This window comes from Plesiomonas sp. ISS29, from assembly GCF_056522795.1.
In genome coordinates, this window is sequence record NZ_JAWRZQ010000001.1 from 2,368,660 (window position 1) to 2,382,998 (window position 14,339).

Genomic DNA, 14,339 nt, shown 5'->3' on the forward strand with positions numbered 1-14,339 from the left:
ATGGTTTATTTTCGTTTATTTGAATTAGCATGCCTGTGTGAACCAGCGCTTCTTCGCAATACTAATCTGTAACATTACGCGCTATTTTAGCCTTTGCAGGCACATAACTCCGCTATTTACAGCTTCTGCCATGCCGCTGATGTGGTCGGGGTTTCACCTTTCGTCCACCATTTTGCTTTATAGCTGCTATTTTGATAAACCACTGTCTGGCCGGTGGTATAGGCGATATCTGCCGACCATGCTACGGGCCCCGTTGCCGAGCCACTGTCAGTTGTCACTTTCAGCCATACCGCACTGCTTCCCGGCGTTTCCCCTTTTGTCCACCACTGAGCTTTGTACTGCGCTCCGTTATACGAGACCAAATCATTGGCTTGGTAGATACTGTTGGCATCCCACGCTTTTGGTGTGGTTGGCAGCGTAGCACCTGTGCCCTTAATATTAACGGTTACAGGCTGCAGTACCTTATTTACACCATCACTAACCGTGACATTAATGGTCACACTTTGATCTTGTGCTGAAACAGGTGCTTGATAGGTGATAGTCGCTTTATTGGTAGCAGTGACCACTGTACCTGCTGACGAAGTGAAGGTTAACTTATCACCGTTTGCATCAGTAGCTGACACATCAAAACTGACCGACTGGCCACTCGCCACGCTAACACTAGCGGGTGCAGCCACAACCGGAGCTGTGTTTGCGGTGCGAATATCCAACTGATATGTATAATCTTTATTCTTCACAAATATCTGATTGGTATATAAATCACCAGAAGCATAAGTCACCTTATCGCTGTTATCCAACACCCCAACCTGTACTATACTGGCGTACGTATTGTTCACTTTGGTGGCTAACTGCTGCCCCCATACTGATTCTGTTTCATTGCTGCTGGTCAGCGTCAGTGTTTCAGTCACCACCTCTTTACCTGATGCATCAAAAATTCTAAACCAAACTGTTTCCCCGCTTTTCGCATCTTGGCCTGCTTTAATGAAGCTGCCTTTATTTAGCCACGGGGCAACAACAGCACTACCGCCACCAAAGCTCAGATCGCTACAGTTATAAAAGCCCTCTCCAGCTGGATCAGCGCGCTGCCAGCGGGTATATAACACCGCATTTCCGGTGCGCCCTGTCGGCAACTGTACATCCATCTGGTAATATTTTTTGCCGTCAATCACCGTTACCGGCAGATCATTAAAGCTGGCAATCAGCTCTAGATCAGCCCAGTTCAGTTTTTGTGTTGCAGAATCAAACCCTTGTTTTGTCAGAAATATTTGCCAAAAACTGGGGTTGTGCGGCGTTGCAGCCATAAAGCGCAGCGTTGTTTTCCCACCCTTTGATAAATCTATCGTTGTTTTTTTCCAATCAGGCGAAGGTTGATCAATACCGGCTTTTTTATCATCACCAGCAGAGCATAAACGCCCATCTGGAATAGCGGTTTTGACCGCATTCAGATCGTTATAATTAGAGACTAACTTGGAAAACTCAGGTTTTTGTACAAAAGGATACCAGCTTGATTGCAAGTAAGCCTGACGACACGCAAGATTAGGGATAGTTGAGCCATTTTGTGAATCCCAATAGCCGCCATCTTTATCACAAAATTCCTGTCTGGCGGCAGGAAACTCCATATACCCGTGTGCAAAGGTTAAAGAGGGTGCGGCGAGTAACAACGCCAGTGATAACGTAGAAAAAGCAGTTCCTTTATGCATACACAATCCTGAGTTGAGTGAAAGGTAGAAGCCACATTGAAGCTCGGCGAGAGATCAATGTATCAGCGTAACCGCAACACCATTACCACAGATTGTTTGCTTAATGTTAATTTAATGTAGCCAACGCTAAAACATATGCGAGACCGCTTGAGTAACTGATGAAAAAATAGCCAAAATTACATTCAATAGCCCACACTCAAGTGATCACAAAATAAAAAAGAGCCTTTTCGGCTCTTTTCTGTGTGCATATGCTTTCCACAAACACTATTTGCGTTTTTTCTTCTTCTTTTTTCCGTCATCTTGCTGCGCTTTAAGCTCTGCTTTTATCTGCTCTTCTTCTGCTTCGCGGATCACCATCTCAGGTGTTTCAAGGCTGATCCGACCAATAGTTGCAGTACGGAACTCATTCAATAACAAACTGGCCACTTTATTCAAATCAGCGATACCACCACGACGCAAGCAACCACGCTGGCGACCAATGGCATCCATCAGCTCAATATCACTTTCTGGTAATTCAGTTAACTGAAAACGAGCCTTCAATAATTCAGGATATGCGTCTAAAAAATACTCAGCAGCAAACATGGCCACTTCTTCATGGTCAATCACGGTATCTTTAATTGCACCAGTAATCGCTAAACGAAAACCACACGCTTCGGGTGTCAGTTTTGGCCACAAAAACCCAGGAGTATCATGCAGGATAATATTGTTATCCAGCTTAATACGCTGTTGCATTTTGGTTACACCCGCTTCGTTACCGGTTTTTGCAATAATTCGGCCAGCCAGTGTATTGATTAAGGTCGATTTTCCTACGTTAGGAATGCCCAATATCAATGCACGTAGCGGCTTGTAGTCACCACCACGGTTAGGCACGATTTTTACGCAAGTATCAAGCAGTGCACGAATTTGCTCTGGCTGCTGCTGTGTTAACGCTATCGCCTTAATGCCCTTCTCTTTTTCTAAATGCGCCAACCACTGTTGGGTGATTTCTGGGTCAGCCAAGTCAGATTTATTCAGAATTTTTAGGCAAGGCGTGTCACCACGTAACGCCGGCACCAGCGGGTTTTCACTGCTAAACGGAATACGGGAGTCAAGTACTTCAATAATAAGGTCAACATTAGGCATTACCTCTGCGATCTCTTTACGGGCTTTATGCATATGCCCAGGAAACCAGTTAATAGCCATTTTTAGACTCCTCAGTCAATCCGCGTGCTTACCGGTGCGGCTTAAAATTTATCGTATCATGCTTGTTTGCCGCAGGTCTCATCTCTACCTGCGCTTGTACCTACAAATAAGAGAGGATTATTCCTATAGTGGGAAAGCAGGAAAGAGAACGTATTCAGCAAACTGAGCTCATATCGTAAAGCGGGCGATTGTAATCGTTTCACGCTGATTAAACCAAGCATTCTGCATATAAAGCTGTATATGGTGTAAATCACGTATTGTCTACACAATGAATGTATTGACACTTTATTTACATTATTTGATCGCTAAAGGTTGTTTATCTAAAACTTTTATCTAACATAGAGAATATAAACAGATATGAATAGAAAGATACTCAAGAGTAGTCTCAAACCGTACCATAAAGCCATGCCTATAATAGCCATGCCAAATGATCAGAGCCAAGAGTTGAGCCTACACCAGACTCTGAGTATGTTTTGAATATGATAACACCAAGACTTTACCCCCCCAATACAGCAGATAGCCTGTTGAGTGAGCGCACAAATGCTACGAACACGCACCAAAATGTTTATCAGGAAGATCCTCTACACAGTACTGATTATCTGGTGTGTATGCTATTTGCTCAACGCGGGCTATCAAACCACAACCGGACAATCTGGGTTGTGTGATCCGTATGTACTGAACGTTGAAAATATTGATCAGTATTTCGATGCGCTTTACCGCTGTAATATTTACGATTAAGCACACGCAGCACATTTTGTGAAGGCAATCGAATACACTTGCCTTACGATTTTTTTCGCGGTGTAAATAAAAGCAGTTAGTGCGGTTAGTTTACTGAATCGATTCAGATTGCTTGAAAATCGCTTTTTCCTGCCTATAATGGTCACGGTAAACACTGAATGTGACCTGTATCTATATTTTCAATGGTCACACTCATACGCGATGAACAGACGAAATATTGATTATTGATGCATAGAAATGCATAGAAATGCATTTTATTCAATCGCGCACTTAACAAACAAATAGGTTATTGAACGCACAATTTGCTGACAAACAGGTCTGCCGATTATCGTGCTTAATAGAGCAATTTATGCATCTAACCATTCAATAACCGGCAGATACAATACACTGGTGTTATGTACGGCAAGCGGCATACCGATAACACGGGTGTAACGTCAGGCTAGGGTGTTACATTCGGCCATTTGCATCACTCGTTTAGGAATATGATTTATTTTATATGATTAACCTTTTCGGCAATTTACAACAACTGCTATATCGAGGCACTCATACCGCTCTCGCAGCTATCTCGCTGAAAAGAAATAATAATCCCCTATTGATGCATACCTGTTTTACGCTAACACACCAACTATCACGCCTAAATACAACAATCTTCAAAAATCTTTCATCTTTCTACTGTGTTATAGCGTTATCACTACGCTCCGTATGCCAGCAGCTCTGCGCTTATTTGCTGACTGGTCACCCGAATTTATTCATTACTCGTTGCAGATAATTTGACCATGAAAAAAACCAAAATCGTTTGTACTATCGGCCCAAAAACTGAATCTAAAGAGATGCTCGGCAAGTTGCTAGATAGCGGCATGAACGTGATGCGTCTGAACTTTTCACACGGTGACTACGAAGAGCACGGTAACCGTATTCTTAACCTGCGTGCAGTTATGGCAGAAACCGGTACTCGTGCCGCTATTTTGCTTGATACCAAAGGCCCAGAAATTCGCACCATCAAACTTGAAGGTGGTAACGATGTTTCTCTGGTTGCTGGCCAAACATTTACCTTCACCACTGACAAAACCGTTATCGGTAATACCAGTTGTGTTGCGGTAACTTACGAAGGCTTTGCGCAAGATCTGAAAGCAGGCGATACCGTTCTGGTTGATGATGGCCTGATTGGTATGAAAGTCACTTCAGTGACCGAAAACAGCGTTATCTGTACCGTTCTGAACAACGGTGATCTGGGTGAGAACAAAGGCGTTAACCTGCCGGGCGTTTCTATCCAACTGCCAGCACTGGCTGAAAAAGATAAGCGTGACCTGATCTTTGGTTGTGAGCAAGGTGTTGATTTTGTTGCTGCATCTTTCATCCGTAAGCGTGATGATGTGCTAGCTATCCGTGAGCACCTGAAAGCACACGGCGGAGAAAAAATTCAGATTATCTCTAAAATTGAAAACCAAGAAGGCTTGGACAATTTTGACGAAATTCTGGAAGCCTCTGACGGTATCATGGTTGCCCGTGGCGACTTGGGTGTTGAGATCCCAGTAGAAGAAGTTATCTTCGCACAGAAGATGATGATTCAAAAATGTAACCGTGCGCGTAAAGTGGTGATTACCGCAACGCAAATGCTTGATTCTATGATCAAGAACCCACGCCCTACCCGCGCAGAAGCCGGTGATGTAGCAAACGCCATTCTTGATGGTACTGATGCAGTCATGCTGTCAGGTGAGAGTGCAAAAGGTAAGTACCCGCTGGAAGCTGTGTCTATCATGGCAACCATTTGTGAGCGTACTGACCGTGTAATGCCAAGCAACCTGTCTGCTGCAAATGACAGCGCTAAGCTGCGTATTACTGAAGCTGTCTGTAAAGGTGCAGTTGAAACTGCTGAAAAGCTGCAAGCACCTCTGATTGTGGTTGCCACTGAAGGCGGCAAATCAGCAAAATCAGTGCGTAAGTATTTCCCACAGGCAAATATTCTGGCACTGACTACCAATGAGAAAACAGCACAACAGCTGGTTCTTAGCAAAGGTATTACACCGCTGATCGTTCCTGTGATTGCTTCTACCGACGATTTCTACCGTCTGGGTAAAGAAGCGGCGCTGGCTTCTGGTCTGGGTGAGAAAGGTGATGTTGTTGTGATGGTATCCGGTGCACTAGTACCAAGCGGCACAACCAATACTTCATCTGTTCACGTACTGTAATTGCTGTTTACCCTGTATGCGGAAAACCACATACAGGGCTTCTAGTGTTTGCTATAGCATGAAGCTCATGAGCAATAGCAAAACCGGTTTAAAACAGTAAAAATAACCCGTACTACGGGATCAAAAAAGGCATGCCCTATCATTTGGTTGGGAACATGCCTTTTTTATTGTCTGTTTTTTATGGTTTACCGCTCATCTATAAATAGCAACACTGATTATTTTGCCGTATCGCGATGCTGATATTTACTTGCCAGTGTTAGCGGGATAATAAACAGGCTGATGCCCGGGTAGCGGCTGCTGCCGTCTTCATGCTCAAATTTGTGTACCACCTCTTGATAAAGCGTATTATTTTCATCAACAGTCACATCAATGAATAGCTCGCCAAGATAGGGCACATCAGCGTCATTATCCGGCCATAAATCAAAACACTCACGGTACCCAATGCTGTTTTTATCCAGCCATGCCAATGTTTTAATGCGTAATTCATCATTTTTATAATCAAACTCATCCAGCTCTGAATCATCTGGGCTGAAAAAAGTGATCATAAGTACATCAGCTTTTTTTTGCCGTGCAATGCTATCAATGGTGACCCACTCTTCCGACATCGTACCTTCCTATTTTTTATGCAGACCTTTTACAGGCGTATATTTTTATACAGCCAAGGCCATTGTCAAAATAACTGTATCGGCCGCTATCATACCTTGCCGGCTTTCCCTGCCCTAGCAGAGGGATAAAAAAACAAGGATCAATCATTCATATTAACTCGCACAGTAATGTGCTATAGCACAAATAAACGGCAATAGGGTTGCACAAAATCAGCGCGATTATCTCTTCAAGGCCTCAGCGTGGAAGAAAAGAGTCTGTAGGAAACTATGTCACATCACATTTTTATGTAAAAATACATAAAGTGTGATGTTCGTTAGACTCTGCCCCATTACACCGCTCACCCCAGAGAATACAGCGTAATCCTGATCTCTATCTCACTTTGATTAAGACTGAGCAATGAATACTGACGTGAATACTTCAATAAAAGATGGCTTGTTAGAAAAACTCTTCAAGTTGAAAGCACACGGCACGGACCCTAAAAAAGAGCTGGTCGCGGGGATCACTACCTTCCTGACCATGGTATATATCATTTTCGTTAACCCGCAGATCCTGTCAAATGCAGGAATGAATACACAAGCAGTATTCGTTACCACCTGTCTTATTGCTGCTGTTGGTAGTATTCTGATGGGGCTGTTTGCCAATTTGCCGATTGCGCTAGCTCCAGCAATGGGGCTAAACGCCTTCTTTGCATTTGTAGTTGTTGTGGGTATGGGTTACTCATGGCAGATTGGTATGGGAACGATTTTCTGGGGTGCGGTAGGTCTGTTGTTGCTGACCGTATTTCGTGTTCGTTACTGGCTGATTTCAAATATTCCCGTCAGTTTGCGTATTGGGATTACCAGCGGTATTGGTCTGCTGATTGCCCTGCTAGGCCTGCATAATGCCGGAATTGTTGTCGCTAGCCCTGCAACTATGGTGACCGTAGGCGATTTAGCCTCTCTGCCTTGTGCATTGGGAGCGTTGGGCTTTTTCCTGATCGTGATTTTAGCCGCTCGCGGTGTCTATTCGGCCGTGCTGATCTCGATGATTGTGACCACCACGCTGGGCGTGCTGTTTGGTGATGTGAAGTTTCAGGGGCTGGTCTCTCTGCCGCCAAGCATTATGCCGGTATTCGGCCAATTAGAGCTGGTTAACTCTCTAGATATTGGTTTAGCAGGGATCATCTTCTCATTCATGCTGGTCAACCTGTTTGACTCTTCCGGTACTCTGATTGGAGTGACCAACAAAGCTGGATTAGCTGATGAGAAAGGCCGCTTCCCAAATATGCAAAAAGCCCTGTATGTTGATAGCATCAGCTCTGTCGGCGGTGCGTTTATGGGTACATCATCGGTTACTGCATTTCTCGAAAGCTCTGCCGGTGTTTCGGTTGGCGGGCGTACCGGCCTGACAGCCATTGTGGTCGGCATCCTGTTCTTATTGGCGATTTTCTTCTCACCGCTGGCCGCCATGGTGCCGGGCTATGCCGCAGCAGGCGCACTGATTTATGTTGGTGTACTGATGACCGCTGATCTGGCAAAAGTGAAGTGGAGTGATTTGACCGAAGCAGCACCTACGTTCATCACCACCATTATGATGCCGTTTAGCTTCTCAATCACCGAAGGTATTGCAACCGGTTTTATCTCTTACTGTGTATTAAAAGCCGGTACAGGCCGCTGGAAAGAGCTAAATCCGTGTGTTGTTGCCGTAGCATTACTGTTCCTGATTAAATTTATCTGGGTAGATGCACATTAATACCTCTAATATCAATCTGTTGCTGCAAGACTAATACTCGCGGCAACAAATTTACCACGCAGACAATCGCTTGGTTGAGCTGATAAAAACATGAAAAAAGCGCTTTACGATATCCGCGTTATTCACGGTATATCGTAAAAGCGCTTTTTTTATTTTTGGTACTTATGATGATGTTTGTTGACCGCTCAACCACTTTGTAGTGCGCTTTCACCTGATATTCAGGTTCAACGCATTGGCGAAGGTAGGCCGAGTTTAGTAATACTGATCATCGTTATCGTTGTCATTATCGCTGTCATACTCGTCATAATGACGGTTTTCATCATTTTGCTTGCTACGGCGACGCGGTGCATGTGAATCGGCTTCATAACGATCATCATCCTGACGGGTATCATCGTCTTCCTCTGCGTCATGATCGTCTTCATCATGGCTGTCATCCGCATCATCATAGTTATCATGATCCGTATCTGAATCAGCCTCTGATAATGCAGATTCGTCGTCATCCTCCTCATCATCAAACATGATAGGAACGGTTTGCCCCTGTTTTGCCTCACGGATCTCTGCTGCAACTTGTGCTATCGCCTGACCACTTGATAAGCCTTGTGCCATCAGTTGATGAATTTTCTCAACGGCTTCTTGTTGTTCTGCGTGTGATAATGCGGGCAGACTCATCAGAGTGACTCCTTATTAAACTTCACAATAAAATTTATCGACTCAATTTACCCAATATTGCACGGTGCTGTCCCTTTCATACCGAGAAAGGTTATCGACTATAAGGGGGATCGAGTATAAAGCAGGCTGAGCAATATATGCAGAGAAATACCATATGCCAAAACAAAAAGGAGCCGAAGCTCCTTTTTTAAAGATAAAGACCGAATCTATCAAGACAGAGATTGAAAACAGTCGGAACTCAGTTATTTCTGCATTTCAAGCTCAGCAATTTTTACTTTCCAGAGATCAGGCCCTATTTGATGTACATTTGCGCCACTGCTGTCTACCGCCACGGTAACCGGCATATCTTTTACATCAAATTCGTAAATCGCTTCCATGCCTAAATCAGCAAAAGCAACCACGCGTGACGTTTTAATGGCTTTCGCCACCAGATATGCCGCACCACCAACAGCCATCAGATAAACCGCTTTATGTTTTTTGATGCTCTCTATTGCCGCTGGGCCGCGCTCTGATTTACCGATCATGCCGATTAATCCGGTTTCGCCAAGCATCATCTCGGTAAATTTATCCATTCGCGTAGAGGTTGTCGGGCCTGCGGGGCCAACAACTTCATCACCGACCGGATCGACTGGGCCTACGTAGTAAATAAAGCGATTATTAAAATCAACGCCCTCAGGCAGGCCTTGACCACTGCTGAGCATATCGTGGATACGCTTGTGTGCAGCATCTCGCCCTGTCAGCATTTTGCCCGATAACAGCACGGTTTCGCCGACGGTCCACTGCTGGATCTCTGCCGGTGTCACGGTATCAAGATTAACTCGGCGCACATTCGCACCGGCTTCCCAAGTGATTTTCGGCCACTGGTCAAGTGAAGGCGGTATCAGCTCTGCCGCACCCGAACCATCGAGGGTAAAATGAATATGGCGGGTTGCCGCACAATTGGGGATCATCACTACCGGTTTGGAGGCGGCATGTGTCGGGGCGCTCTTAATTTTGACATCGAGTACGGTTGTTAATCCACCAAGCCCTTGTGCGCCAATGCCTAAGCGGTTGGCTCGCTGATAAATATCAAGGCGCAGTTTCTCTTCGGTGGTCTGTGCACCGCGTTCGATTAATTCCTGAATATCACAGCTTTCCATTAAGGCTTCTTTCGCCATAACAGCGGCTTTTTCTGCCGTACCACCAATACCAATACCGAGCATGCCCGGCGGGCACCAGCCGGCCCCCATCGTTGGCAGTGTTTTTTCGACCCACTCAGCAATATCATCTGACGGGTTGAGCATCACCATTTTCGATTTATTTTCTGAACCACCACCCTTCGCGGCAATTGAAACCTCAACGGTATTGCCCTTCACCATTTCAATATGAACCACCGCGGGGGTGTTGTCTTTGGTATTTTTACGGGTACCCGCCGGATCGGCAACAACCGAGGCGCGCAGAGTATTCTCCGCAAAGGTATAGGCGCGGCGCACGCCTTCATCCACCATCTCTTGCACGGTGTCGTCAGTATCCCACTGCACTTGCATACCAATTTTGACAAAACAGGTAACAATACCGGTATCCTGACAAATCGGTCGATGCCCTTCAGCACACATTCGTGAGTTAATCAGAATCTGGGCGATCGCATCCTTGGCGGCCTGATTCTGCTCTTTGTTGTACGCAGTTTCCATTGCTCGAATAAAGTCGAGCGGGTGGTAATAAGAAATGTACTGTAAAGCATCTGCAACACTGTCAATGAGGTCATCTTTACGGATGATAGTCATCGGTCGATCCTCTTATATTTTTAGGCTTCCAAAGTAGGCAAGGGCAGAGATACGAAGTGGGACACGTAGAGAGATAATGCAACATCCTTATCGTATCGATCCCCTATAACGTAAAGCTATGATACTCTCAGGTTTCTGGCGTGACTATGCGCGCATTCACACACCGATTAATCCGTTATCACAAATCTGAGATGTTTATAAATAACAGCAGCTTCCCCTCATGTTTGGCACTCGAATACCACACAGAGTGTGTGTTAAATCTGTTTGCACCACTCGCCACGATGCCGTGGGCGATGTTGCTCACCTCTGGGCGTTCAACGCACCAACATAACCGTTATGATATTTTGGTAGCCGACCCACTTGCCACGCTGGAAACTTACGGTGACAACACCACTGTCGAGATGAATAACCAGATCTCAGTGCACAAAGGTGATCCGTTACAGTTACTTGAAGAGATCCAGCAACGCTGTCTGCCAGCACTGAAAAACCATCCGACACTGCCCTTTTTAGGCGGTGCAGTTGGGGCGTTTTCATATGATTTAGGCCGCCGTTTTGAGATCCTGCCTGAAGGCAGTGACGCAGATATTACGCTGCCCGATCTGGCAGTAGGTATTTATGACTGGGCGCTGATTGCTGATCACCTGCAACAAACACTGACGTTGTTTAGCCACCAAGATGTGCATCAACGTTATCAGTGGCTGTTGCAGCAGGTAGAAAATCAGCCTATACCCGAACAGATTTCAGGGGTTACCCTCCCCACTACAACTGCGCCGTTTACACTCACCGCTGGCTGGCAAGCCAATATGACGCGGGCAGAGTATCAGCAAAAGTTTGATGCTGTGCAGGCCTATTTAGCCTCAGGTGATTGTTATCAGGTCAATTTAGCACAGCGTTTTAGCGCGCCGTATACGGGCAGTGAGTGGGATGCATTTTTACGCTTAAACCAGCATAACCAAGCACCGTTCTCCGCATTTATCCGTTTAAAGCAAGGCGCTCTGCTCAGTGTATCCCCCGAAAGATTTTTAGCTGTTAGCGGTACGCAAGTTGTCACCCGCCCAATTAAAGGTACTCGCCCGCGCAGTACTGACCCTATTTTGGACAGAGCAGAAGCTGCGGCGCTGGCAATGTCAGAAAAGGATCAGTCAGAAAATCTGATGATTGTGGATCTGATGCGCAATGACATTGGCCGTGTGGCAAAAGCCGGAAGTGTGACAGTGCCCGAGTTGTTTGTGATTGAGAGCTTCCCAGCGGTGCACCATTTGGTCAGTACAGTACAGGCAGAACTGGAAGAAACGCAGCGCAATACTGATTTGCTGCGAGCCTGTTTTCCGGGCGGCTCTATCACAGGTGCACCTAAAATCCGCGCGATGCAGATTATTGATGAGCTTGAACCACAGCGACGCAGTTTTTACTGTGGCAGTATTGGCTATTTAAGCTGTTGTGGACGGATGGATACCAGTATCACTATCCGCACGTTAGTGGCAAATCAGGGCAAACTGCACTGCTGGGCTGGCGGTGGTATTGTGGCCGACAGCCGTGCCGACGATGAGTACCAAGAGACACTGGATAAAGTGGGCCGCATTCTGCCGGTGCTGGCCGATACGCCATGAACCCAATGCTGGCGAAGATACAGACGCGTTTTCTGCTGCAAACAGCGGTAAAACCAGCAGGTTCTGCGTTAATCAGCACGGCAACAATGCGTTCAGCCGCCGTGCTGATCCCACTGGTTAACCGTGCAGAGCCGCAGTTACTATTAACGCAGCGAGCATTGCATCTTCGTCATCATGCCGGACAAATAGCCTTTCCGGGCGGGCGCAAAGAGCACACTGATAGCTCACTGATTATGACAGCGCTGCGAGAAACTCAAGAGGAGATTGGCCTGACGGCCGAGCATATTCAGATTTGGGGAACGCTGCCGGCCATCAGTACTGTCAGCGGTTATTTGGTAACGCCGGTGATTGGTCTGGTACAGCCGGAATTTATGTTATGTGCCGACGCCAATGAAGTAGGTGATATTTTTGAGTTGCCGCTGGCCAATTTTTTGGCTCTGCCGGAGTATGGCGAGTGGCAAGTGGTACGCCAACAAAATAAAAAGCCACACTCTGTCTATGCCATTACGGTTAACCAAAAAACGATCTGGGGCGCAACTGCGGCCATGCTACGTAACTTCGTACAACACATCACATAGTTTAGTTCAAAATGTCACATCTTATTCAAAAATAACAAATTCTCGTCAAATCTAGTGATCAAAATCACATTGATTCATCTGATATATTCACCAGATCACAGAAAATGCATGCTGACATATCTTTGACAGAGTAACCCTCTATACTCCCGCGCCAACAACCAATAATATTCTAAATTCCCCAAGGGTGACGGCGAAATGAAATCAGAAGCAACTGTCAATACAGTAGCAAATGCTGCAAATATACCGTGGAGCAAACAAGATACTACGTGGGTGCTAAGCCTGTTTGGTACTGCTGTCGGTGCAGGTATTTTATTTTTACCGATTAACGCCGGTATGGGTGGTTTTTGGCCGCTGCTGGTCATGGCGCTGATTGTTGGCCCAATGACCTATTTAGCTCACCGTGGTATGTGCCGTTTTGTTCTGTCTTCTTCAAAGCCAGGCAGTGACATTACTGAGGTGGTTGAAGAGCATTTCGGAAAAACTGCCGGTAAGCTGATCACCCTGTTGTACTTCTTTGCTATCTACCCTATCGTGCTGATTTATGGTGTGGGGATCACCAACACGGTTGACTCTTTTATGGTTAACCAGTTGGGCATGGAATCTGTCCCGCGTGGCATTCTGTCTATCGTACTGATTCTGGGTATGATGTCGGTGATGATCGCTGGTGAAAAGCTAATGCTAAAAGTCACCGAATTTCTGGTGTACCCACTGGTCGCAATTTTGGCATTCCTGTCTATCTACCTGATTCAAGACTGGAATACCTCAATGCTAACAGCGCCGATGCCATCATTCGCTGATTTTGGCTCAACATTGTGGTTAACCATTCCGGTACTGATTTTTGCCTTTAACCATTCACCGGCTATCTCTGCCTTCTCTATGGCACAGCAGCGTACTTACGGTGAAAATGCAGAGCGTCGTGCTAGCCAAATTCTAAAGCGCACTTCAATGATGCTGCTTGGCTTTGTTATGTTCTTCGTATTTAGCTGTGTACTTAGCCTGAGCCCAGCTGATTTAGCTGCCGCGAAGCAGCAAAATATTGCAGTTCTGTCATACTTAGCAAACAAGCATGAAAGCCCGTTTATCTCTTACTTAGGCCCGTTGATCGCCTTCGTTGCTATCGTAAGTTCATTCTTCGGCCACTACTTAGGTGCGCGTGAAGGTCTAAATGGATTAATTGTTAAGCAACTGCGCTCAAATGGTAAGACTCCAGACATTAAGAAGATTGACCGTTTCACTGTAGTGTTTATGATTGCAACCTTGTGGATTGTTGCTTCCATCAACCCAAGCATTCTGGGTATGATTGAATCACTCGGCGGCCCAATCATTGCCATGATTCTGTTTATCATGCCAATGTACGCAATCCGTAAAGTACCTGCGATGCAGAAGTACAGAAGCGACAAGTTAAGCAATGCCTTCGTTGTACTGATGGGCTCTGTAGCAATCTCTGCGATTGTGTTCAGCCTGGTCTAACAAACAGAAAGCAAACATCCATGGATGGAGGGGAGCAGGTTTTTACCTGCTCCCCTTTGTGGTTTGTGCATAAACACCACCACGGATAAATACAACCTACTTT

11 protein-coding genes are annotated in these 14,339 nt (G+C 45.8%); 6 read left to right on the forward strand and 5 right to left on the reverse strand.

The window, feature by feature from the left end:
• Positions 1-116: 116 nt before the first annotated feature.
• Both AC1HDJ_RS10635 and ylqF read right to left on the reverse strand, forming a co-directional pair.
• Positions 117-1,700 carry a lytic polysaccharide monooxygenase gene (locus tag AC1HDJ_RS10635; RefSeq protein ID WP_479535795.1) on the reverse strand — a complete coding sequence of 528 codons (1,584 nt, stop codon included), beginning with the start codon at positions 1,698-1,700 and terminating at the stop codon, positions 117-119.
• Between the two features lie 264 nt (positions 1,701-1,964).
• Positions 1,965-2,882 (reverse strand): ribosome biogenesis GTPase YlqF, encoded by a 918-nt coding sequence (gene ylqF, locus AC1HDJ_RS10640; RefSeq protein WP_479535796.1) that lies wholly within the window; start codon positions 2,880-2,882, stop codon positions 1,965-1,967.
• A 540-nt stretch (positions 2,883-3,422) separates the two neighbouring features.
• Here ylqF and AC1HDJ_RS10645 point away from each other — a divergent pair.
• Both AC1HDJ_RS10645 and pykF read left to right on the forward strand, forming a co-directional pair.
• Positions 3,423-3,620, forward strand: coding sequence for a hypothetical protein (locus AC1HDJ_RS10645; RefSeq protein ID WP_479535797.1), 198 nt, complete (start codon positions 3,423-3,425; stop codon positions 3,618-3,620).
• Positions 3,621-4,396: 776 nt separating this feature from the next.
• Complete coding sequence (gene pykF / locus AC1HDJ_RS10650) at positions 4,397-5,809, forward strand: pyruvate kinase PykF (protein ID WP_438623405.1); 1,413 nt, start codon at positions 4,397-4,399, stop codon at positions 5,807-5,809.
• A gap of 215 nt (positions 5,810-6,024) precedes the next feature.
• Here the strand turns inward: pykF and AC1HDJ_RS10655 are convergent, their stop codons facing one another.
• Entirely contained in the window at positions 6,025-6,414 is a 390-nt protein-coding gene (locus AC1HDJ_RS10655) for a hypothetical protein (protein ID WP_479535798.1), read from the reverse strand.
• A gap of 397 nt (positions 6,415-6,811) precedes the next feature.
• Between AC1HDJ_RS10655 and AC1HDJ_RS10660 the strand changes: the two genes are divergently transcribed.
• Positions 6,812-8,146 carry an NCS2 family permease gene (locus AC1HDJ_RS10660; protein ID WP_479535799.1) on the forward strand — a complete coding sequence of 445 codons (1,335 nt, stop codon included), beginning with the start codon at positions 6,812-6,814 and terminating at the stop codon, positions 8,144-8,146.
• A gap of 252 nt (positions 8,147-8,398) precedes the next feature.
• On the opposite strand, the gene AC1HDJ_RS10665 is transcribed toward AC1HDJ_RS10660, so the two are convergent.
• Positions 8,399-8,815 (reverse strand): YoaH family protein, encoded by a 417-nt coding sequence (locus tag AC1HDJ_RS10665; RefSeq protein WP_479535800.1) that lies wholly within the window; start codon positions 8,813-8,815, stop codon positions 8,399-8,401.
• A gap of 242 nt (positions 8,816-9,057) precedes the next feature.
• A complete protein-coding gene (locus AC1HDJ_RS10670; protein WP_479535801.1) occupies positions 9,058-10,578 on the reverse strand; it encodes a fumarate hydratase in 1,521 nt (506 codons plus the stop codon).
• A 191-nt stretch (positions 10,579-10,769) separates the two neighbouring features.
• Between AC1HDJ_RS10670 and pabB the strand changes: the two genes are divergently transcribed.
• From pabB to AC1HDJ_RS10685, 3 genes are all read left to right on the forward strand, one after another.
• Positions 10,770-12,188, forward strand: a complete 1,419-nt coding sequence (gene pabB, locus AC1HDJ_RS10675) for an aminodeoxychorismate synthase component 1 (RefSeq protein ID WP_479537094.1) — start codon at positions 10,770-10,772, stop codon at positions 12,186-12,188.
• The gene (locus AC1HDJ_RS10680) at positions 12,185-12,766 is read left to right on the forward strand and encodes a CoA pyrophosphatase (protein ID WP_479535802.1); all 582 of its coding nucleotides are present in this window, start codon (positions 12,185-12,187) and stop codon (positions 12,764-12,766) included. Before pabB ends, AC1HDJ_RS10680 begins: the two co-directional genes overlap by 4 nt.
• A gap of 195 nt (positions 12,767-12,961) precedes the next feature.
• Positions 12,962-14,236, forward strand: a complete 1,275-nt coding sequence (locus tag AC1HDJ_RS10685) for an HAAAP family serine/threonine permease (protein WP_479535803.1) — start codon at positions 12,962-12,964, stop codon at positions 14,234-14,236.
• Positions 14,237-14,339 lie beyond the last annotated feature (103 nt).